Here is a 21,238-nt window from a genome sequence, read left to right as displayed (position 1 = left end):
AATGGTAGAAAAACGTTTCCAGCCGCTGGCGCGCGATGCCATGGCCTACGTTCTTGCCGGCGGGCGTGGGAGCCGCCTGAAAGAACTGACCGACCGCCGTGCCAAGCCGGCCGTCTACTTCGGCGGCAAGACGCGAATCATCGATTTCGCACTATCCAATGCACTCAATTCCGGCATCCGCCGCATCGGCGTCGCCACCCAATACAAGGCGCACTCGCTGATCCGCCATATGCAGCGCGGCTGGAACTTCTTCCGTCCGGAGCGAAACGAGAGCTTCGACATCCTGCCGGCGTCGCAGCGCGTCTCGGAGACGCAATGGTACGAAGGCACGGCCGACGCCGTCTACCAGAACATCGACATCATCGAGCCCTACGGCCCGGAATACATGGTCATCCTCGCCGGCGACCACATCTACAAGATGGACTATGAGTGGATGCTGCAGCAGCACGTCGATTCCGGCGCGGAAGTTACTATCGGCTGCCTCGAAGTGCCGCGCATGGAAGCCGTCGGCTTCGGCGTCATGCATGTCAACGAGAAGGACGAGATTATCGATTTCGTCGAAAAGCCGGCCGATCCGCCCGGCATTCCGGGCAATCCGGATTTCGCGCTCGCCTCCATGGGCATCTACGTCTTCCACACGAAGTTCCTGATCGAATGCCTGAAGCGCGATGCGGCCGATCCGAACTCCAGTCGCGATTTCGGCAAGGACATCATTCCCTACATCGTCAAGAACGGCAAAGCCGTCGCCCATCGCTTCACGCAGTCCTGCGTTCGCTCCGATTTCGAGCGCGAAGCCTATTGGCGAGATGTCGGCACGATCGATGCCTATTGGCAGGCCAACATCGACCTGACGGCCGTGGTGCCGGAGCTCGACATCTACGACAAGTCCTGGCCGATCTGGACCTATGCGGAAATCAGCCCGCCCGCCAAGTTCGTCCATGACGACGAGGATCGCCGCGGTTCGGCAGTTTCCTCCGTCGTCGCGGGCGATTGCATTATTTCCGGCGCGAGCCTCTACAACAGCCTGCTCTTTACCGGTGTGCGCGCCAATTCCTACTCCAAGCTGGAAGGAGCCGTCGTACTGCCGAGCGTCAAGATCGGCCGCCGCGCGCAGCTGAAGAATGTCGTCATCGACCATGGCGTCACTATTCCCGAAGGGCTGGTAGTCGGTGAGGATCCGGACCTCGATGCCAAGCGCTGGCGCCGCACGGAAAGCGGCATTTGCCTGATCACCCAATCGATGATCGACAAGCTGGATTTGTAACCTATGAAGGTTCTCTCGGTTTCGTCCGAAGTCTTCCCCTTGATCAAGACGGGGGGCCTGGCCGACGTGGCCGGCGCCCTGCCCATCGCGCTGAAGCCCTACGGCGTCGAAACCAAGACCCTTATTCCGGGCTATCCCGCCGTCATGAAAGCCATCCGCGATCCGGTTGCTCGCCTGGAGCTTCCGGATCTCCTCGGCGAGCCGGCCACCGTTCTGGAAGTCGAGCATGCAGGCATTTCTTTCCTCGTGCTCGATGCGCCGGCCTATTACAGCCGCACCGGCGGCCCCTATGTCGATGCGACAGGCAAGGATTATCCCGACAACTGGCGGCGTTTCGCCGCGCTATCGCTGGCCGGCGCGGAAATAGCCGCCGGCCTTATGCCGGGCTGGCTGCCGGATCTCGTGCATGCGCATGACTGGCAGTCGGCCATGGTGCCGGTCTACATGCGCTATAATCCGACGCCGGAGCTGCCGAGCGTCCTCACCATCCACAACATCGCTTTCCAGGGCCAGTTCGGCTCCGATATCTTCCCGAGCCTGCGCCTGCCGGCGCATGCCTTTTCGATGGAGGGTGTGGAATATTACGGCGATGTCGGGTTCCTCAAAGGCGGACTGCAGACCGCGCATGCCCTCACCACGGTCAGCCCCTCCTATGCCGAAGAAATCCTGACACCGGAATTCGGCATGGGCCTCGAAGGCGTCATCGCCAGCAAGGCCCATAATCTTTACGGCATCGTCAACGGCATCGACGACGACATCTGGAACCCGGCGACCGATCCGATGATCGCACAGACCTATAGCGCGGCGACGCTGAAGGATCGTGCCATCAACCGCCACAGGGTCATAGAACATTTCGGCCTCGACGACGATGATGGTCCGATCTTCTGTGTCGTCAGCCGGCTCACCTGGCAGAAAGGCATGGATCTCCTGGCAAGTGTTGCCGGCGAGATTGTCCACATGGGCGGCAAGCTTGCCATTCTGGGCGCGGGCGATGCGGCGCTGGAGGGCGCGCTGTTTGCCGCGGCAGGCCGTCATCGCGGCCGTGTCGGCGTTTCCGCCGGCTATAACGAGCCGATCTCGCATCTGTTACAGGCCGGTTGTGACGCGATTATCATCCCCTCGCGCTTCGAACCCTGTGGCCTCACGCAGCTTTATGGCTTACGCTACGGCTGCCTGCCGATCGTTGCACGGACGGGTGGGCTCAACGATACGATTATCGACGCCAACCATGCCGCGCTGCAGGCAAAAGTCGCGACCGGCATCCAATTTTCGCCCGTCACCGCCGAAGGGCTGCTGCAGGCCATACGCCGTGCCATGCACCTCTTCCAGGATCGAAAGGTCTGGACGCAGATGCAAAAGCAGGGCATGAAATCCGACGTATCCTGGGGCAGGAGCGCAGAACGCTACGCCGCTCTCTACTCCAGTCTAGTCTCGAGAGGCGCTTAACCCGATGATTAAAACCGTACCCACCACCCCCTACGCGGATCAGAAGCCCGGCACCTCGGGCCTGCGAAAGAAGGTTCCCGTATTCCAGCAGCCGAACTACGCGGAAAACTTCATCCAGTCGATTTTCGATTCGCTCGAAGGCTATCAGGGCAAGTGCCTGGTCATCGGCGGCGACGGCCGCTACTACAATCGCGAAGTCATCCAGAAGGCCATCAAGATGGCCGCCGCGAACGGCTTCGGCAAGGTCATGGTCGGCAAGGGCGGCATCCTCTCGACGCCCGCAGCCTCCAACATCATCCGCAAATACAAGGCTTTCGGCGGCATCATCCTGTCTGCAAGCCACAATCCCGGCGGCCCGACCGAAGACTTCGGCATCAAATACAATATCAGCAATGGCGGCCCCGCGCCGGAGAAGATCACCGACGCCATCTATGAGCGCTCGAAGGTCATCGACAGCTACAAGATATCCGATTTCCCGGACATCAACCTCGATCGCATTGCCCGCGAAGATGTGGGCGGCATGATCGTTTCCGTCATCGATCCCGTCGAAGACTATGCGGCTCTGATGGAGGAGCTGTTCGATTTCGGCGCGATCCGCAATCTGATCAGCCTCGGCTTCCGCCTGAACTTCGACGCGATGAGCGCCGTCACCGGCCCCTACGCCAAGGAAATCTTCGAGATCCGCCTCGGCGCGCCGGACGGATCGGTCCGCAACTTCCTGCCGCTGCCGGATTTCGGCGGTCACCACCCGGATCCGAACCTCGTCTACTGCAAGGAGCTTTACGACGACATGATGAGCGACGATGCGCCCGATTTCGGCGCCGCATCGGACGGCGACGGCGACCGCAACCTCATCATCGGCAAAGGCATCTACGTCACTCCGTCCGACAGCCTGGCGATTCTCGCGGCCAACGCCAATCTCGCTCCAGGCTATTCGCACGGTATTGCCGGCATTGCCCGCTCGATGCCCACCAGCGGCGCCGCCGATCGCGTTGCCGAAAAGCGTGGCGTCGGCATTTATGAGACGCCGACCGGCTGGAAATTCTTCGGCAACCTGCTCGATGCCGGCATGGCGACCATCTGTGGCGAGGAAAGCTCCGGCACCGGCTCCAACCACGTTCGCGAAAAGGATGGCCTCTGGGCCGTGCTGCTCTGGCTGAACATCCTGGCCGTTCGGGGCGAGAGCGTCATCGATATCGTGACGCAGCATTGGGCCACCTATGGCCGCAACTATTATTCCCGCCACGATTATGAAGGCGTCGACACCGATGCTGCCAACGGCCTGATCGCAGCACTGCGCGAAAAGCTGCCGACCCTGCCGGGTACGAAGTTCGGCGATCTCACCGTTTCCGCCGCCGACGACTTCGCCTATCACGACCCGGTCGACAAGTCGGTCAGCCAGCATCAGGGCATCCGAATCCTCTTCGAGGGCGGCTCCCGCGTGGTCTTCCGTCTCTCAGGCACCGGCACGACGGGCGCGACGCTGCGCGTCTACATCGAGCGCTACGAGCCCGATCCGACCCGTCACAATATCGAAACCCAGGAAGCGCTGGCCGATCTCATCGTCGCCGCCCAGGAAATCGCCGATATCAAGGGCCGCACCGGCCGTGACGCGCCGACGGTGATTACCTGACGGCAATTTTTGCAGAGCCCCCTCACTGTGCCCTCTCCCCGAGGGGAGAGGAGATTGTGCCATAAGGACCTTCTCCCCTCGGGGAGAAGGTGGATTTCGGTGATTGAGCAGAGCGAAATCGCCGAAAGGCGGATGAGGGGTGTATCCGGGAACGACGGCAAATTGCATCCCCTTCGTTCCAACGTCCGAAAATGGAAAGCCCGCGAGACATGTCCGAACCGACAACCCGCTGCCTTGGCGCCACCCTCACCGACTCGGGTGTCGAATTTGCTGTCTACTCCAGACACGCCGAGCAGATAGACCTCTGTCTGTTCGACGCCGAGGGCCACAAGGAAATCGCGCGGCTTCCGCTCACCCGCGACGGCGATGAGCATCGCCTTTTCGTCAAGGACGCAAGGGAAGGCGCGCGCTATGGCCTGCGCGCCCATGGCGCCTATGATCCTGATCACGGCCTGTGGTTCGACCCATCCAAGCTGTTGGTCGATCCCTACGCCAGGGAGCTCGATCGGCCGTTTCGTTACGATCCACGACTGGGTGTCTTCGGTGCCGATACGCAGGATCTGATGCCCAAGGCGATCGTCTCGCGCGATGTCGCCGTCAAGCCGGCCAAGCCTTTGTTTCAGCCCGGCGGCCTGATCTATGAAATCGCCGTGAAGTCCTTCACCATGCTGCATCCCGATGTGCCGGCGAAACAACGCGGCACGCTCGGCGCCCTCGCCCACCCGTCCATCATTGCGCATCTCAGGTGCCTTCAGGTCGACGCTGTCGAGCTGATGCCGATCACCGCATGGATCGACGAACGGCACCTACCGCCGCTCGGCCTCACCAATGGCTGGGGCTACAACCCGGTCGCCTTCATGGCGCTCGATCCACGCCTCGCGCCCGGCGGCATGAAGGAGTTGCGCGAGACGGTCGAAGCCCTTCACGCCGAAGGCATCGCCGTCATTCTCGATCTCGTCTTCAATCATACGGGCGAGAGCGATCGCCAGGGGCCGACCTTGTCATTGCGCGGCCTCGACAACCCCACCTATTTCCGCCATTTGCCTGACCAGCCCGGCACGCTGGTCAACGATACCGGCACGGGCAATACCGTCGCCTGCGACCAGCCGGCAACGCGCAAGCTCATCATCGACAGCCTGCGCCATTTCGTTCGGAATGCCGGCATCGACGGCTTCCGTTTCGACCTCGCCACCGTGCTCGGCCGCAACGGCAAAGGCTTCGATCCGGAAAGCATGACGCTGCGCACCATGCTGGCGGACGAGGTGCTGCAGGATCGCGTCATGATCGCCGAGCCTTGGGACATCGGCCCGGGCGGCTACCAGCTGGGAAATTTCCCCACACCTTTTCTCGAATGGAACGACCGCGCCCGTGACGACCTGCGACGCTTCTGGCGCTGTGATGCCGGCATCGGCGATCTCGCGACCGTGCTTGCCGGCTCCTCCTCCATCTTCGGCCGCGACGGGCGCGCACAGACGCGCACGGTCAATTTCCTCGCCGCCCATGACGGCTTCACGCTGATGGACCTTGTTTCCTGCGAGAACAAGCACAATGAGGCCAATGGCGAGAACAACCGCGACGGCCACAACGAGAACTTCTCCTGGAACAACGGTGTCGAAGGCAAGACGGATGATCCGTCGATCCAGCGCAAGCGCCGCGCCGATATCGAAGCCATGCTCTCGACGCTCTTTGCCACGCGCGGCTCGATCATGCTGACCGCAGGCGATGAAGGCGGACGCAGCCAGCAGGGCAACAACAACGCCTATTGCCAGGACAATGCCATCACCTGGATGGACTGGAAGGTGCTGGACGAGGAACTCATCGGCCATACCGCATGGCTTGCCGGCCTGCGCCGCCGCTTCACCGCCTTTGGCGACATGGATTTCTTTCACGGCGATGGCGATGTGCTCTGGTTCTCAGGCGCAGGAACGCCAATGGCGGTGCCCGATTGGGAGGCGCCGAAGGCGGCCGTGCTCGGCATGGCGCTCAAAACACAGGATCACGCCACGAATCGGGCGACGCGGCTCGCCATAGTCTTCAATCGCGCCTCAGACGAACGCGCCGTCACATTGCCTGCTGCCGAGAGCGGCGGCTGGTCTCTGCTGACCGCAACAGGCGAGAATGCGGCAGGCGCCCAAATCACCGTACCCGCACGTTCCGTCGCCTTCCTTCTCGAAAACTGATCGCGGTTGCACTTTCCGTTTCGATTCGCCAGAAAGGAGTCAGCGGCCATTTAGACTGACGAGGATGGAATGCCCGGCGATATCTCGCTTGTAGAGATCATGAAACTTGCGGGAACGGAGATCGGCGTTTCCGACTGGATCATCGTGGACCAGACGATGATCGACACCTTTGCCGATGCGACGCTCGACCACCAGTTCATCCACGTCGATCCCGAACGTGCCAGGGCGGAAACGCCCTATGGCGGCACCATTGCCCACGGCTTCCTGACACTCTCGCTTCTCTCGGCGATGAACTACAGCGCCCTGCCGAAAATCCGCGAACAAACCCTGGGCATCAACTACGGCTTCGAGAAGATCCGTTTCATGTCGCCGGTCAAATGCGGCGCGCAGGTGCGTGGCCGTTTCACGCTCGCCGAAACCCGACTGCGCGGCGCCAATATGCTGATGCTGACCTATGACGTGACGGTCGAGATCGAAAACGAACGCAAGCCGGCACTGACTGCGACATGGACGACCATATCGCAGTTCGATCCGAAGGATCGTCCGGAAGAGGGTTAAAGGCCCGCATCCTCCGCACCCTCGGCCAGAAGACCGAAGGCATAGTCGGAGAAGGAGCGCCAGACTTCGACGCGGAATGTCTCATCATCGAGCCGCAGGATCACGACTTCCGCCTTACCAAGCAGCGTGCGCGAGCAGGCGCCGACGGGGAATGCGCTCAACGAAACATCCTGCGGGCAGCCGGCGGCAAGCGTCGCTTCCGCGCCGGGGCCGGACACGACAATGGCTGTATTGCGATGCGAGACATCGGTCGCCGAATGCAGCACGCCAGCCGATGCAGCCACCCCGACCAGCTCGGCACCGTTTTCGTCGATAACGAGCCATTCGTCCGGGCCGAGCCATAGAGCATGACGCCCATTGCCGCTGACTGAAGTCTTCGGCCGGGTCGGCAGCTGCAGGCCAAGCGCCTGCGAAAGAGCGCCGACGGAATCGGCAGGCGCGCGCAGCGAAATGCGGCTTGCGGGAGCGGCTGGCGTCAACCGAACGGTGGAGGAGCCGCCGTGGCGGCCGGCGAGCGGCAGTTTGCGGGTAGCGAGATCAGCCATTGATCCGGCCTCCTTCCTTGTCAAAGAACACCAGATCCGTCACCTCGACTGATATGGTCTTGTCGGGCATCGGCACATAGAGCGTCTTGCCCATGCGCTCGCGCCCGCCCGCCACCAGCGCGAAGGCGATGGAGCGGCCGAGATTCTCGGACCAGTAGGAAGAAGTGACATGGCCGAGCATGGTCATCGGTTTCGGCTCATTCGGATCTGCAACGATCTGTGCGCCCTCCTCCAGCACCACCTTCGGATCGCGGGTGACGAGACCGACGAGCTGCTTGCGCCCTTCCTTGACGAGATCCGGCCGCTTCAGGCCGCGAATGCCGACGAAATCGGTCTTCTTCTTGGAAACAGCCCAGGCAAGGCCGGCATCGTCAGGCGTCACCGTACCATCGGTATCCTGGCCGACGATGATGTAGCCCTTTTCGGCGCGCAGCACGTGCATGGTCTCGGTGCCGTAGGCGCAGGCGCCCAGCGGTTCGGCGCGAGCCCAGACGGCTTCCCATACGGATTGGCCGTAATCGGCCGGTACATTGATTTCATAGCCGGTTTCACCGGTGAAGGAGACACGGAACAGCCGCGCCGGTACGCCGCAGACCTTGCACTCGGCCACGCTCATATGCGGGAAGGCCTCGTTGGACAGATCCTGGCCCTCGACGAGCGGCTCGATGATCTCGCGCGCCTTCGGCCCCTGCACCGCGATGACGGCCCACTGCTCTGTGGTGGACGTCAGCCACACTTTCAGATGCGGGAACTCGGTCTGCAGATAGTCTTCCATGTGATGCAGCACGCGCGGCGCACCGCCGGTCGTGGTGGTCACGTGGAAGCGATCCTCGGCCAGACGCCCGACGACGCCATCGTCGTAGACGAAGCCATCCTCGCGGGTCATGATGCCGTAGCGGCAGCGGCCGGGCTTCAGCGTGTCCCAGGCATTGGTGTAGATCAGGTTCAGGAATTCCGCCGCATCCGGCCCGACCACTTCGATCTTACCGAGCGTCGAGGCATCGAACACACCGGCCACTTCGCGCGCCGTGCGGCACTCGCGATTGACGGCCTGGTGCATGGTCTCGCCGGCGCGCGGATAGAACCAGGCGCGCTTCCAGTTGCCGACATCTTCGAAGATGGCGCCATGCGCCTCTTCCCAGGCATGCATCGGCGTCTTGCGGGCGGGATCGAAGAGGGCCCCACGCGAATGGCTGATCAGCGTGCCGTAGGTGACGGGCGTATAGGGCGCGCGGAAGGTGGTGAGACCGACCTGCGGAATATCCTTGCCGAGCATTTCGGCGGCGATCGCCAGCCCGTGCATGTTGGAAAGCTTGCCCTGGTCGGAGGCCATGCCGTTGGTGGTGAAGCGCTTGATGTGCTCGATGGAATGCATGCCTTCGCGCACGGCAAGGCGGATATCCTTGGCGCAGACGTCGTGCTGGAAATCGACGAAAGCCTTTGCATTCGTGTCCGGCCCGGCGCCTTCGGCCGCGCCGATCATGCCGCCGGTCCATTCGAAGGCCTGCTCGGCGTGGAGCTGGATCTTTTCACCGCCATTGGTGCTGCCCGTGGCGCGCGCCATCAGCTCGCCGGCGGCCAGCGATTCCTCGATAGCCGCCTGCAGGCCATCCGTGCCGTTGCAGGCGCCGACAGAAAGGCAATCCTGAACATAGGTGCCTGGCAGGAAACGCTGCTTCTCGGTATCGAATTTCAGCTTGCCGCGCGACTGCGAGAAGAGATGAACGGAAGGCGTCCAGCCAGCCGAAACCAGCACGGCGTCGATGGCGATCTTGCGGGTAGCGGAGCTGCCGTTGCGCGCGACCGTCATCGAGGAAACGCGCAGCTTGCCGGCCGTGTCGATGACGGCATAGTCGGTCATCACCTCGATGCCCAGCCGCTTTGCCTCGGCCAGAACTGCCTCGCCGGGCCGCGCGCGGCTGTCAACGATCGCGACGACGGAAACGCCTGCGCGCTTGAGATCGAAGGCGGCTTCATAGGCCGAATCATGCGCCGTATAGACGCCGATCTTCGCGCCGACGGCGACGCCATAGTGGTTGAGATAGGCACGCGCGGCAGACGCCAGCATGATGCCCGGCCGGTCGTTGTTTGGGAATACCATGTGGCGTTCGATGGCGCCGGTCGCCAGGATGGCGCGCTTGGCGCGCACTTGCCACAGGCGTTCGCGCGGCAGGTCGCGGCCTGGCCTTGCAAGATGGTCGGTCACCCGTTCGGCAAGACCGAAGAAATTATGGTTGTAGTAGCCGAAGGCGGTCGTCCGTGTCAGGACCTGGACATTCGGCATCGCCTTGAGCTTGGCGACGGTAGCCTGCGCCCAGTCATAGCCCTCGACGCCGTCGATCTTGATGCCGGTATCGAAGCGGAGCGCGCCGCCGACATCAGGCTGCTCGTCACAGAGGATGACTTTGGCGCCGGTTTCGGCGGCGGCGAGTGCTGCGGAAAGGCCGGCAATACCGGCACCGACGACAAGCACATCGCAATGCGCATAGCGGCTGGCATAATGATCCGGATCTTCTTCCGTCGGCGCGACGCCGAGGCCGGCTGCACGGCGGATGAAGGGTTCGTAGAGATGCTTCCAGGCCGCCTTCGGCCACATGAAGGTCTTGTAGTAGAAGCCGGCGGCAAAGAAGGGTGACATCAGATTGTTGACGCCGCCGACATCGAAAGCGAGCGAGGGCCAGCGGTTCTGCGACTGTGCCTTCATGCCGTCGAAGACTTCCTGCACGCTGGCGCGTACGTTCGGCTGACGCCGCGCCGCATCGCGCGAGATATCGAGCAGCGCGTTCGGCTCTTCGGCTCCGGCCGAAAGAATGCCGCGCGGACGGTGATATTTGAAGGACCGGCCGACAAGATGGACGCCGTTGGCAAGCAGCGCCGAGGCGACGGTGTCGCCTTCGAGCGCGGTATAGCTCTTGCCGTCAAAAGTGAAGCGAGCGGTTCTGGCCGGCGTCAGACGTCCCTTGCCCGCGATACGATTGGCGCCGCTCATTCAACAAATCCCTCTGCTTGTGCCGTCTGTTCTTGTTCGTTCTTATGCTGCGCAACCGGCTCGGACGCGCCTGGCAGCAGCGTCGCGGCATCCGGCTTCGGCTCGCCGGCCTTATACGTGCGATAGAAATGATCGCTTACCGTGTCACGCGCGGCATTGAAGAAGCGGCCGCAGCCATGGATATGCCGCCAGCGCTCGAAGATCAGGCCCTTCGGATTGTCGCGCAGGAAGAAATATTCCTCGAACTCCTCATCCGAGATTCCGGCAATATTGGCCGGCCGCACGATATGCGCATCGCCGGCGTTGCGGAATTCGAGTTCCGAACGCTCTTCCTCGCAATAGGGGCAGTAAATCAGCAGCATCGTTTTCTACCTGTGTTAAAGCTCGGAGCCCGTAAGGCTTGTGCCGGGAGGCTGGGCGCAAAGCCGCCGTCCCATGATGACGAAAGGTGTTATGCGCTTCAGCAGCGCTTCCAGCGATCCATAGGGTTTCAGCACGTCGGTCATCCCCAGATTGACCAGGCTCATGCCAAGCAGATCCGTATCGAGCGCGAAAGCGCGCTTTGCCTCGGGTTTCTGCTCCGGCACGAAGTAAACGGCCGGCTTGTTCAGCACCCTGGCGCAGGCAAGCACGCCGCTTTCGGCCACGAAGGGCCATTCGGCCTCATCCTTCGCCTTGTGAATCACCTGCATGCGAAAATCCCCGGCCCCCGGAATAAGATTGCTGACTTCGGCCGCGATCGTTCCGGCCGGCAAGGAAAGCCCCGCCGCAAGAACGATCCCGACCGCCGCCGGCATCAGTGCGCTACGGCGGCGGCGGCCGCCTCATCGATCAGGCGGCCGGTGCGGAAGCGATCCAGCGTCAGGCCGGCATTGAACTTATGCGGCTCGTCGCGGGCAATCAGATGGGCAAAGAGATTGGCCGAACCCGGCGTCGCCTTGAAGCCGCCCGTGCCCCAGCCGCAATTGACGTAGAGACCGGGCACCGGCGTCTTCGACTGGATCGCCGAACGGTCGGGCGTATTGTCGACGATGCCGCCCCAGGAGCGCATCATCTTCACGCGGCGGAACATCGGGAACAGCTCGCAGATCGCATCCAGCGTATGGGTGATGATCTGCAAACCGCCGGTCTGGCTATAGGAGTTGTACTGGTCCGTGCCGGCGCCGATGACGAGTTCGCCCTTGTCGGACTGCGAGATATAGGCATGCACCGTGTTCGACATGACGACGCAGGGGAAGATCGGCTTCAGCGGCTCGGAGACCAGCGCCTGCAGCGGGCTCGATTGCAGCGGCACCCGCACCCCGGCCATCTGCATGACGACCGTGGTGTGGCCGGCGGCCGAAACGCCGACCTTCTTGGCGCCGATAAAGCCCTTGCTCGTTTCGACGCCCGTCACGCGGCCATCCGGCCCACGGCGAATGCCGGTGACTTCGCAATTCTGGATGATGTGCACGCCGCGATCGGAAGCGGCGCGGGCAAAGCCCCAGGCAACGGCATCGTGACGCGCCGTGCCGCCACGGCGCTGCAGGGCGGCGCCGTTGATCGGATAGCGCGCCGTCTTCGAAATATCGAGTGGCGGACAGTAAGCCTTGGCCTGTTCCGGCGTCAGCCATTCATTGTCGATGCCATAGAGACGGTTGGCGTGGATATGGCGCTTGAAGGACTGCTGGTCGTGCACATTGTGCGACAGCATCATCACGCCGCGCGGCGAATACATGACATTATAATTGAGATCCTGAGACAGCCCCTCCCAGAGCTTCATCGAATGCTCGTAGATGTGCATGCTCTCTTCATAGAGATAGTTCGAGCGGATGATGGTCGTGTTGCGGCCGGTATTGCCGCCGCCGAGCCAGCCCTTCTCGATGACCGCGACATTGGTGATGCCGTGCTCCTTGGCGAGATAGTAGGCGGCACCAAGGCCATGACCGCCGGCGCCGACGATGATGACGTCATACTCCTTGCGCGGCTCCGGCGAGGTCCACTGAGCCTCCCAACCCTTGTGAGCCCGCATCGCTTCCCGTGCCACGGCAAAAACCGAGTATTTACGCATTCGCCCTCAACTCCTTCAGGCAAGACGCCCTTCTTGTGGGTCATACAAATCGCAAATCGAAAACCGACACAACGGCTCTTTTGCGACGCATTAGGGACCGTCTTTCGACACGGTTAAAATTGCCGCGTTCCCGGCTGCCGCGCTTAAGACCTCTTAGCAACTTTATTTGCGCTGCAGATGGCAGACCTTCACCCGCCCGCCACGACCGTCCTTACGCCAGGCGCATCCCTCCCTCTGCGGCTTCCCATTGTAAAGATAGATCCTCGCACGGTGCTTACTGTCGAAGGTCTGATTGGAAAAGTCGTGGCCGCCGACGCGGACATTCTTGCCGAGCCGCACCTCGCCGGCCGCGGCAGGCGCAAGCGCCGCAGCGAGAACGACGAGGACAAGCGCTGGCGCTGCAAGCAATCTTCCAACGGCAACAAAGCGACGCGATTTCATAAGGCGATTCTCTCTGACATCCGGCGATGGCCTAAATGGAGCGTGATCCGAGATACTCACACAAGCATGTCAATGTCGCAAAGACCGGGGGATCGCCGATCGCTTATTCAACAGCTTCCGCGAAGTGCCACAGGCATTTCTGGCTGAATTCGGTACTCGACAAACCGCTTTTTCCTCTGCAAACTCACGATCTGGCTAGACTTTGACAAACCGATCTGCTATCTCGCCTACCAATCGCAAGGCTGCGGCTGCGCGAACGTTATATTTTTGCCTCCTGGCGCTGCAGTCGCCGCTGGCATCAACCAAACCAAAGGAACGTGATTCTCGTGCAGGTACTTGTCCGCGATAACAATGTCGACCAGGCTCTCCGCGCTCTCAAGAAGAAGATGCAGCGCGAAGGTATTTTCCGCGAAATGAAGATGCGCGACTACTATGAAAAGCCGTCGCAGAAGCGTGCTCGCGAGAAGGCTGAAGCTGTTCGTCGCGTTCGCAAGCTTGCTCGCAAGCGCGCTCAGCGCGAAGGCCTGGTTGCCAAGTAATCGCCGTTTTTCGACGTTTTCAGATGCATGTGTGGCGGGGGCGAGTCGTTCGCCGCCGCCTTTTTGATTTATTCTCTGGGCAAATCGGATTAAATCAGAACAGCCTGATATGACGCATGGGGAAAGCGACCCGATAATGGCAATGACGACTTCCGTAAAGTTCCGCACTTCGAACCTCTCCTTACCCGTTTCGAAGCGCGCCGCGGTGCTGCCTGCTTTGGCGATACTTGCCGCAATCAGCCTTTCCGGCTGCCAAACCGCCTCCACCGATAACGTGATTCAGATCGACAAGGCGCAAGGCTCCTCGGAAAATATCGCGTCGCTGACGTCGGTCATCAATGCCAACCCGCAGGATCCTGAGGGCTATAACGTTCGGGGCACGGCCTATGGCCGCGGCGGCGATTTCAACCGCGCCCTCGGCGACTTCAATCAGGCGATCCAGCTCAATCCGAAGTTCTATCAGGCCTACGCCAACCGCGCGCTCATCTATCGCAACATGGGCAAGCTGCCGGAAGCCATCGCGGACTATAACGCAGCGCTGCAGATCAATTCGAACTACGACGTCGCCTATATCGGCCGTGGTAACCTCTACCGCCAGGCCGGCCGCGATAACGACGCCTTCAATGACTATTCGAAGGCAATCAGCCTCGGCACCACCGACGGTCGCGCCTATAACGGCCGCGGCGTGATCTTTCAGAAGCGCAATCAGCAGGACAAGGCGATCGACGATTTCTCGAAGGCGATCTCATTGTCTCCGAACTCGCCGGAGCCATACAACAGTCGCGGCATCTCCTATCTCGCGCAGAACGACGACGACAACGCCTTCGCCGATTTCAACCACGCCATCGAGCTCAACAACAAGGTTGCCGAATCCTGGGCAAACCAGGCCTTCGTCTATGAGCGCCGGGGCGACAAGGCGAAAGCGCGCCGCTCCTATCAGCACGCGGTCAATCTCGATCCGAACTACCAGCCGGCCAGGGACGGCCTGGCGCGTGTCGGCGCCGGCGCCTGATACGAAGGTTGCATCGCGATAGGACATCCAAGCCGCCGGCGATCCTTTGCCCGGCGGCTTTTCTTTGCCTCGGCGAACGCCTAGTCTCGGTCCATTCCCATCCGAACGAGACAGAGACATGCCCTCCCCCCAGAAGATCATCGTTATCGGCGCCGGCATCATCGGCGCGTCCATCGCCTGGCATCTGAGCCGCAAGGGTGCGTCCGTCACGGTGATCGCGGAGCGGGCCGGCGGCGTGGCGACACCGAATTCCTTCGCCTGGATCAATGCGAGCTGGGGCAATCCGGAATTCTACTTCCATTTCCGCCACCGCTCGATGCGCGAATGGTCGAGGCTTGCCGCCGAGCTTCCCGGCCTGCCGCTATCCTGGTGCGGCGGCCTGTGCTGGGATCTCCCGGAGGCGGAGCTGGACGCCTATGCAGCCCGGCATCACGGTTGGGGCTACGGCATACAGCCGGTCGATCGAGCTACCAGCGCGATGATCGAACCCAATCTCGCCAATCCGCCGGACTATGCGCTGCATGTCGCCGAAGAGGGCGCCGTCGAACCCGTTGCCGCGGCAGAGCAGCTCTTGCAAGATGCCACACGCCGCGGCGCGATCTTTTTGTCCGGCGTCGAAGTCGAACGTCTGCTGATGCAAGGCGGGCGAATCACCGGTATTGAGACGAGCGAAGGCGAGATGCGCGCCGACCATGTCGTTCTTGCCGCCGGTGCGGGCACCGCACCGCTTGCGGCATCTGTCGATATCCAAGTGCCGCTGGAAACGCCGCCAGGGCTTATCGTTCATTCCCAGCCCGCACAAAAGCTGCTGAATGGCCTGGTGATGGCGCCGGAACTGCATTTGCGCCAGACGGCTGAAGGGCGGATCATTGCCGGCGGCGACTTCGGCGGCACCGATCCCGGCGATGATCCACAGGCGGCCGCCCGCGAGCTCTTCGCCAAGGCCAAGGCAACCTTGAAGGGCGGAGAGGCGCTGCAGCTCGATTTCCACACCGTCGGTCATCGCCCGACCCCAAAGGATGGCCTACCCATTCTGGGAGGCGTCGATGACGCGCCCGGCCTCTATGTCGCTGTGCTGCATTCGGGTGTCACGCTGGCGCCGCTGGTCGGCCTGCTTGCGGCCGAGGCAATCGTCGACGGCAAGAACGACGATCAGCTTGCCTCTTTCCGCCTCTCGCGCTTTGCCTGACCCTCGTAAAAGGCAGGGGCACCGCAACTCAGGGGATGCATTGCCGCAGTCGTAAATACCCGAGATCGTTTATGATTTCGAAGCAATGACTTTTCATATGTTGCAAGGCAATTTACCGAGCCCTAACATGGACGCTTCGAGAGCATGTAGCTCGGGACAGGGCATGGGGGCGCTGGGCATGATGACCAAAACCATTCTTTTCGCGTTTGCCGGCGCTTTGGACCGTCGTGGAGGCACGATCGGTTGATCGCCTCATGAGGAAATCGCATTTCCCGAAAGCGTCGATTGGAGCCTATCTGATCGCCATAGCCTTGGCGATTGCCTTGCCTATTCTGGCCTTCGTCGCTCTCCTTCTCGTCCAGCTGGAAAACAATGAACGCGATGCGCTGAAAGGCGATACGGTTCAGGACGCTCAGGCTTTGGCGCGAGTCATCGACCGCCAGCTGCAGGACATGGCGACGACGTTGCGGCTGCTGTCCTCTTCGCCTGAACTCGAGCGCAACGATATCGCCACTTTCTTTGCCCGCACGGAAACGGTCCTGCGCACAGATTCCCTCTTCGTCCTGCTCATGGAAAAGGATGGCCAGCTGAGGTTGAATACGCGCTGGCCACTCGGCAAGCCGCTCGGCAAGACCGGCAATATAGCCGCGCTGCAATCGGCACTGAAATCCGGACGAATCGAGGCGTCCGATGTCTTCATCGGCACGAACGCCCGCCGCTGGGTCTACAACGTCACCCTGCCTCTCGAGCACTCCCCGGCCGGAGCTGCCCTCGCGGTAACCCAGGATGCGGACGAACTCGCCAAGCTCGTGACCACGGAAGCCCTGCCACCCGGCTGGTCTGCCGCCGTTCTGGACAAATCCGGACATGTCGTTGCCGCCGGTGGCCCGACGACCCTCGCCCCGGGCGACGCATTCAATAAGAACATCCTGCCGAAGCTGATCGCATCCAGCGGTGTTTATCAGGATGAGAAGGTCCTGCCGAACGCAGTGCTCGGCTATGCGCAAATTTCCGGCTGGTCCTGGAAGGCGGTCGTCTGGGGACCGATCGCATCGGCGCAGGCGTCGCTGATGAGCACCTGGCGCTTTCTGATCTACGGCGGCGTCACGCTGCTGTTGATCGCCTTGATTGCTGTCTATGCCCTGGCGCGGCAGGTGCGCATCACCATTCAGAGCATTGCCGACATGGCCGACCGCATGGGCCGTGGCGAGATCGTATCGCCGATCGACACCAGTGTCATCGAGGCGAACCAGGTGGCCATAGCGCTTTCCAACGCATCCTTCGATCGCAGCGTCACGGAAGACCGGCTGCATTTCGTCATGCACGAACTCGTCCACCGTACCAAGAATCTGCTGGCGCTCGCTCAGGCGATGACAAGGCAGCTCGCACGGCAGACGGACAGCGTCGACAGCTTCCAGCGCGCCGTCGCCGACCGGCTGGAAGGATTGGCGCGTTCGATCGAGGTCCTGACCAGCGAACAATGGTCCGGCGTTTCGCTGCGCCGCGTGATCGACATTCATCTTGCGACCTTCCTGCAGGGGCCGCAGCAGCTCGATGTTCTCGGCAACGATTTCCTGCTGAAGCCCGAGGCCGTGCAGAATCTCGGCCTCGTCCTGCATGAGCTCGCGACCAATTCAGTGAAATACGGGGCGCTTTCGGCTCCCGAAGGCAAGATCACCATCGAATGGACGACGGAGGCCGGCGAAAACGGGCCGATGATCCGCTTCGTGTGGACGGAAAGGGATGGCCCTCCGGTCAAGCCGCCAAAGGACACCGGCTTCGGCACCACGGTGACGAAAACGCACGCCGCTGCATCCTTCAGCGGCAGCGTCGAGATCGATTTTCGCCCAACCGGCCTCGTCTGGAGATTGACCGCCCTGCGCAGCACGATGGAACGCGAGCGGAGCTGAAGCACCTCCCGCGATCATCAGTCTTTCCCGTATGCCGTTTTCCAAAGCCTACTCGTTCATCGCCTTGACGATCTCCTCCGTGACCTTCTTGGCGTCGCCCAAGAGCATCATCGTGCCGTCCTTGTAGAACAGCGTGTTGTCGATGCCTGCATAGCCGGAGCCGAGCGAACGCTTGACGAAGAGGCAGGTCTTGGCCTTGTCGACATCGAGGATCGGCATGCCGTAGATCGACGAGGTCTTGTCGTCGCGCGCTGCCGGATTGGTGACGTCGTTCGCGCCGATGACATAGGCGACATCGGCCTGGGCAAATTCCGAATTGATGTCCTCGAGTTCGAAGACCTCGTCATAGGGCACATTGGCTTCCGCCAGCAGCACGTTCATATGACCGGGCATGCGGCCGGCGACGGGATGGATGGCATATTTCACCTCGACGCCATGGGCCTTCAGCCTGTCCGCCATCTCACGCAGCGCGTGCTGGGCCTGCGCCACAGCCATGCCGTAACCCGGAACGATGATGACCTTGGAGGCGTTCGCCATCAGATAGGCGGCATCTTCCGCCGAACCAAGCTTGACGGTCTTGTCGGAATTATCGGCACCGCCCGATGCCGTTTCGCCACCGAAACCGCCGAGAATGACGGAGATGAAGGAGCGGTTCATGCCCTTGCACATGATGTAGGACAGGATCGCACCCGAAGATCCGACAAGCGCGCCGGTGATGATAAGCGCCAGATTGCCGAGCGTGAAGCCGATACCGGCGGCTGCCCAGCCGGAATAGGAATTCAGCATCGACACGACGACGGGCATGTCGGCGCCGCCGATCGGCACGATCAGCAGCACGCCGAGCGCCAGCGACAACAGCACAACGGCCCAGAAAGCGAAATGGCTCTCGCTTGCCGCAAGGCTGATAATGAAGAACACGATCAGCACAAGCAGGGCAGCATTGATGACATGCCGGTTCGGCAGCAGGATCGGCTTGCCGGACATGCGCCCGTCAAGCTTCAGGAAGGCGATGATCGAGCCGGTGAAAGTCAGCGCGCCGATCGCGACACCGATCGCCATTTCGATGCGCGCTTCCGTGTGGATGCGGCCGATCTCGCCGATACCGAAGGAAGATGGCGTATAGAGCGCCGAAGCGGCCACGAGGACGGCTGCCAGACCGACCAGCGAATGGAAACCTGCAACGAGCTGCGGCATCGACGTCATCGGAATGACGCGGGCGATATAGGCGCCCGCCCCGCCGCCGATGGCAAGGCCGAGAATGATCAGCACCAGGCCGCCGAAGGACGGCGTCGCCAGCACCAGCGTGGTTGCGATGGCAATGCCCATGCCGATCATGCCGTAGAGATTGCCGCGCCGGCTGGTGGCCGGATGGGAGAGCCCGCGCAGCGCCAGGATGAACAGGACACCGGAAACGAGATAGAGGAAAGCGGCGATATTGCTCAGCATGCCGCCCTCACTTGTCCTTCTTCTTGTACATCGCCAGCATGCGCTGGGTGACAAGGAAGCCGCCGACGATATTGACCGAGACAAGCACCAGCGCCACGAAGCCGAAGCCGGTGGCGATACCGCTCACCGAGATGCCGACGGCCAACAAGGCACCGACCACGATGACCGAGGAAATGGCATTCGTCACCGCCATCAACGGCGTGTGCAGAGCCGGCGTCACCGACCAGACGACGTAATAGCCGACGAAGATTGCCAGCACGAAGATCGCAAGCTGGAAAACGAAGGGATCGACCGCTCCGCCCGTTGCAGCGCTGGCGACCTCTGGCGCTTGTGCGGCGGCTGCGGTGACGGCGGCAACGGCGTCGTTCAGCTGCTGCAGTGCCTGATCCATTGCTTGGCTGGCCATCTCAGAGATCTCCCTTGTTGACCGTCGGCTGGTCGGGATCGACGAAATTCGGGTTCACAACCTCGCCGCCGTCAGTCAGCATCGTCGCCTTGATCAGTTCGTCGAGGCGGTTGAGGCCGAGGCTCTTGCTATCCTTGTCGACCATCGTTTCCAGGAAGGTGACGAGATTCTTGGCATAGAGGGCCGAGGCGCTGGCCGCGATCCGGCCCGCCATATTGGGATAGCCGATCACGCGAACGCCTTCGACTTCGGCGACCTTGCCGTATTCGGCGCCCTCGATATTGCCGCCGCGCTCGACCGCGAGGTCCACGGCAACCGCGCCCTGGCGCATCGCCTTCAGCATGTCGCGGCCGACGAGCCGCGGTGCAGGACGGCCGGGGATCAGCGCCGTCGTGATGATGATATCCTGCTTGGCGATGTGATCGGCGACGAGCACCGCCTGCTTGGCCTGATATTCCCTGGACATTTCCTTGGCATAGCCGCCGGCGGTCTCCGCCGCCTTGAACTCTTCGTCCTCGACGGCGATAAATTTCGCACCGAGCGAGGCCACCTGCTCCTTGGCCGCCGGCCGTACGTCCGTCGCCGATACCAGCGCACCCAGGCGCCGGGCCGTGGCGATCGCCTGCAGGCCGGCAACGCCGGCACCCATGACGAATACCTTTGCCGCCGGCACCGTTCCCGCCGCTGTCATCATCATCGGCAGTGCCCGGTCATAGACGGCAGCAGCCTCGATCACGGCCTGATATCCAGCGAGATTGGCCTGCGACGACAGCACATCCATCGACTGCGCGCGGGTGATACGCGGCATCAGCTCCATGGCAAAGCTGGTCAGGCCCGCGCGCGCCATCTCGGCAAGAGCGGCCTCGTTGCCATAGGGATCCATGATGGCGATAACGATCGCGCCGTTCTTGTAGCCGGCGATTTCCTTGGTCGTCGGGCGTCTGACCTTGAGGATGACATCCGCCGCCTTCGCATCCTTGACGGAGCCGATTCGTGCGCCGGCGGCTTCGTATTCCGCGTCCGGAATGCGCGATGATACCCCCGCACCGGCTTCGATCACGACATCGAAGCCGAACCCCCTCATCTTCTTCACCGTCTCGACGGAAGCCGCAACGCGCGTCTCTTCCGTCACGCTTTCCTTGGCCACGAAAACCAGATTGCTCAACAGCACCACCCCACATCGAACCGCAGCCCTGCTCGATGCAGCAGGGCAACACCTGCGAAATCAGGTCATAATTTTCAGCAAAGCCGCGGGCCGGACGGCCCTGCGTCGGTCAACGCGACAATAGGAAACCAAGGAACGAAAGAACGAGGAAAATGATAAAGCCGCCAAGCAAGCCGGCATGACCGAAAAAACCGGCCGCCATAGCAATCAGCAAAGCAGCGACGATCACCGATCCCAGCCTGGCCACGAACAGGAACCCTTTATAGGTTTTCTCATGTTCCTTGTAGTCCATGGCGGCGCCAGTTTCGACCGGTCCGGTATGATGTTCGGCCATTCAGAAGTCTCCCCTCAATTCACTCCCCGACCGGCCATGCAGGCCGGCGGCTGGAGCTAATCCTCAAAGGCTGAGGCATGGCAGATGCCGCAGCCGAATTTCCTCTATCGAGGGGTTACACAAAGCGAGGA

Annotated in this window: 19 protein-coding genes; 9 read left to right on the top strand and 10 right to left on the bottom strand. The window is 61.8% G+C overall.

The window, feature by feature from the left end; all coding sequences use genetic code 11:
* The first annotated feature begins 1 nt into the window (after position 1).
* The 5 genes from glgC to DQ393_RS18970 all read left to right on the top strand — a co-directional run bounded on the left by glgC (position 2) and on the right by DQ393_RS18970 (position 7,081).
* Entirely contained in the window at positions 2-1,264 is a 1,263-nt protein-coding gene (glgC, locus tag DQ393_RS18990; protein ID WP_112343296.1) for a glucose-1-phosphate adenylyltransferase, read from the top strand.
* Positions 1,265-1,267: 3 nt separating this feature from the next.
* Positions 1,268-2,710: a glycogen synthase GlgA gene (glgA, locus tag DQ393_RS18985; protein ID WP_112343295.1), complete on the top strand. Its 1,443-nt coding sequence runs from the start codon at positions 1,268-1,270 to the stop codon at positions 2,708-2,710.
* A 4-nt stretch (positions 2,711-2,714) separates the two neighbouring features.
* Positions 2,715-4,343 carry an alpha-D-glucose phosphate-specific phosphoglucomutase gene (locus tag DQ393_RS18980; protein ID WP_112343294.1) on the top strand — a complete coding sequence of 543 codons (1,629 nt, stop codon included), beginning with the start codon at positions 2,715-2,717 and terminating at the stop codon, positions 4,341-4,343.
* A gap of 209 nt (positions 4,344-4,552) precedes the next feature.
* A complete protein-coding gene (gene glgX, locus DQ393_RS18975) occupies positions 4,553-6,523 on the top strand; it encodes a glycogen debranching protein GlgX (RefSeq protein ID WP_112343293.1) in 1,971 nt (656 codons plus the stop codon).
* A gap of 69 nt (positions 6,524-6,592) precedes the next feature.
* The gene (locus DQ393_RS18970) at positions 6,593-7,081 is read left to right on the top strand and encodes a MaoC family dehydratase (RefSeq protein WP_112343292.1); all 489 of its coding nucleotides are present in this window, start codon (positions 6,593-6,595) and stop codon (positions 7,079-7,081) included.
* Here DQ393_RS18970 and DQ393_RS18965 read toward each other — a convergent pair.
* The 6 genes from DQ393_RS18965 to DQ393_RS18940 form a co-directional block, all read right to left on the bottom strand.
* Positions 7,078-7,626: a sarcosine oxidase subunit gamma gene (locus DQ393_RS18965; RefSeq protein ID WP_112343291.1), complete on the bottom strand. Its 549-nt coding sequence runs from the start codon at positions 7,624-7,626 to the stop codon at positions 7,078-7,080. The two genes, DQ393_RS18970 and DQ393_RS18965, sit on opposite strands and share 4 nt — an antisense overlap.
* Positions 7,619-10,615, bottom strand: a complete 2,997-nt coding sequence (locus DQ393_RS18960) for a sarcosine oxidase subunit alpha (protein WP_112343290.1) — start codon at positions 10,613-10,615, stop codon at positions 7,619-7,621. Before DQ393_RS18960 ends, DQ393_RS18965 begins: the two co-directional genes overlap by 8 nt.
* On the bottom strand, positions 10,612-10,977 hold the full coding sequence (locus DQ393_RS18955) for a sarcosine oxidase subunit delta (protein WP_112343289.1): 366 nt from the start codon (positions 10,975-10,977) through the stop codon (positions 10,612-10,614). Before DQ393_RS18955 ends, DQ393_RS18960 begins: the two co-directional genes overlap by 4 nt.
* A gap of 15 nt (positions 10,978-10,992) precedes the next feature.
* Complete coding sequence (locus DQ393_RS18950) at positions 10,993-11,412, bottom strand: hypothetical protein (protein ID WP_112343288.1); 420 nt, start codon at positions 11,410-11,412, stop codon at positions 10,993-10,995.
* Positions 11,412-12,665, bottom strand: a complete 1,254-nt coding sequence (locus tag DQ393_RS18945) for a sarcosine oxidase subunit beta family protein (protein WP_112343287.1) — start codon at positions 12,663-12,665, stop codon at positions 11,412-11,414. The genes DQ393_RS18950 and DQ393_RS18945 overlap by 1 nt, the downstream gene beginning before the upstream one ends.
* A gap of 162 nt (positions 12,666-12,827) precedes the next feature.
* Positions 12,828-13,106 (bottom strand): hypothetical protein, encoded by a 279-nt coding sequence (locus DQ393_RS18940; protein WP_112343286.1) that lies wholly within the window; start codon positions 13,104-13,106, stop codon positions 12,828-12,830.
* A 326-nt stretch (positions 13,107-13,432) separates the two neighbouring features.
* On the opposite strand from DQ393_RS18940, the gene rpsU reads away from it, so the two are divergent.
* The 4 genes from rpsU (at position 13,433) to DQ393_RS18920 (ending at position 17,756) form a co-directional block, all read left to right on the top strand.
* Positions 13,433-13,645: a 30S ribosomal protein S21 gene (rpsU, locus tag DQ393_RS18935; protein WP_004117638.1), complete on the top strand. Its 213-nt coding sequence runs from the start codon at positions 13,433-13,435 to the stop codon at positions 13,643-13,645.
* Between the two features lie 136 nt (positions 13,646-13,781).
* Complete coding sequence (locus tag DQ393_RS18930) at positions 13,782-14,657, top strand: tetratricopeptide repeat protein (RefSeq protein ID WP_112343285.1); 876 nt, start codon at positions 13,782-13,784, stop codon at positions 14,655-14,657.
* Between the two features lie 118 nt (positions 14,658-14,775).
* Positions 14,776-15,846 (top strand): NAD(P)/FAD-dependent oxidoreductase, encoded by a 1,071-nt coding sequence (locus DQ393_RS18925; RefSeq protein WP_112343284.1) that lies wholly within the window; start codon positions 14,776-14,778, stop codon positions 15,844-15,846.
* Between the two features lie 254 nt (positions 15,847-16,100).
* Positions 16,101-17,756, top strand: coding sequence for a sensor histidine kinase (locus tag DQ393_RS18920; RefSeq protein WP_112343283.1), 1,656 nt, complete (start codon positions 16,101-16,103; stop codon positions 17,754-17,756).
* 48 nt (positions 17,757-17,804) lie between these two features.
* Here DQ393_RS18920 and DQ393_RS18915 read toward each other — a convergent pair whose 3' ends face one another.
* The 4 genes from DQ393_RS18915 to DQ393_RS18900 all read right to left on the bottom strand — a co-directional run bounded on the left by DQ393_RS18915 (position 17,805) and on the right by DQ393_RS18900 (position 21,107).
* A complete protein-coding gene (locus DQ393_RS18915) occupies positions 17,805-19,199 on the bottom strand; it encodes an NAD(P)(+) transhydrogenase (Re/Si-specific) subunit beta (protein WP_112343420.1) in 1,395 nt (464 codons plus the stop codon).
* Between the two features lie 10 nt (positions 19,200-19,209).
* Positions 19,210-19,608 (bottom strand): NAD(P) transhydrogenase subunit alpha, encoded by a 399-nt coding sequence (locus DQ393_RS18910; RefSeq protein WP_112343282.1) that lies wholly within the window; start codon positions 19,606-19,608, stop codon positions 19,210-19,212.
* A 1-nt stretch (position 19,609) separates the two neighbouring features.
* Complete coding sequence (locus tag DQ393_RS18905) at positions 19,610-20,773, bottom strand: Re/Si-specific NAD(P)(+) transhydrogenase subunit alpha (RefSeq protein ID WP_112343419.1); 1,164 nt, start codon at positions 20,771-20,773, stop codon at positions 19,610-19,612.
* A gap of 109 nt (positions 20,774-20,882) precedes the next feature.
* Complete coding sequence (locus DQ393_RS18900) at positions 20,883-21,107, bottom strand: aa3-type cytochrome c oxidase subunit IV (RefSeq protein ID WP_112343281.1); 225 nt, start codon at positions 21,105-21,107, stop codon at positions 20,883-20,885.
* Positions 21,108-21,238 lie beyond the last annotated feature (131 nt).

It is taken from the genome of Martinezella tropici (assembly GCF_003287875.1).
GTDB classification, from domain to species: Bacteria; Pseudomonadota; Alphaproteobacteria; order Rhizobiales; family Rhizobiaceae; genus Rhizobium; species Rhizobium tropici_C.
This window is presented reverse-complemented; position numbering and strand designations above follow the sequence as displayed.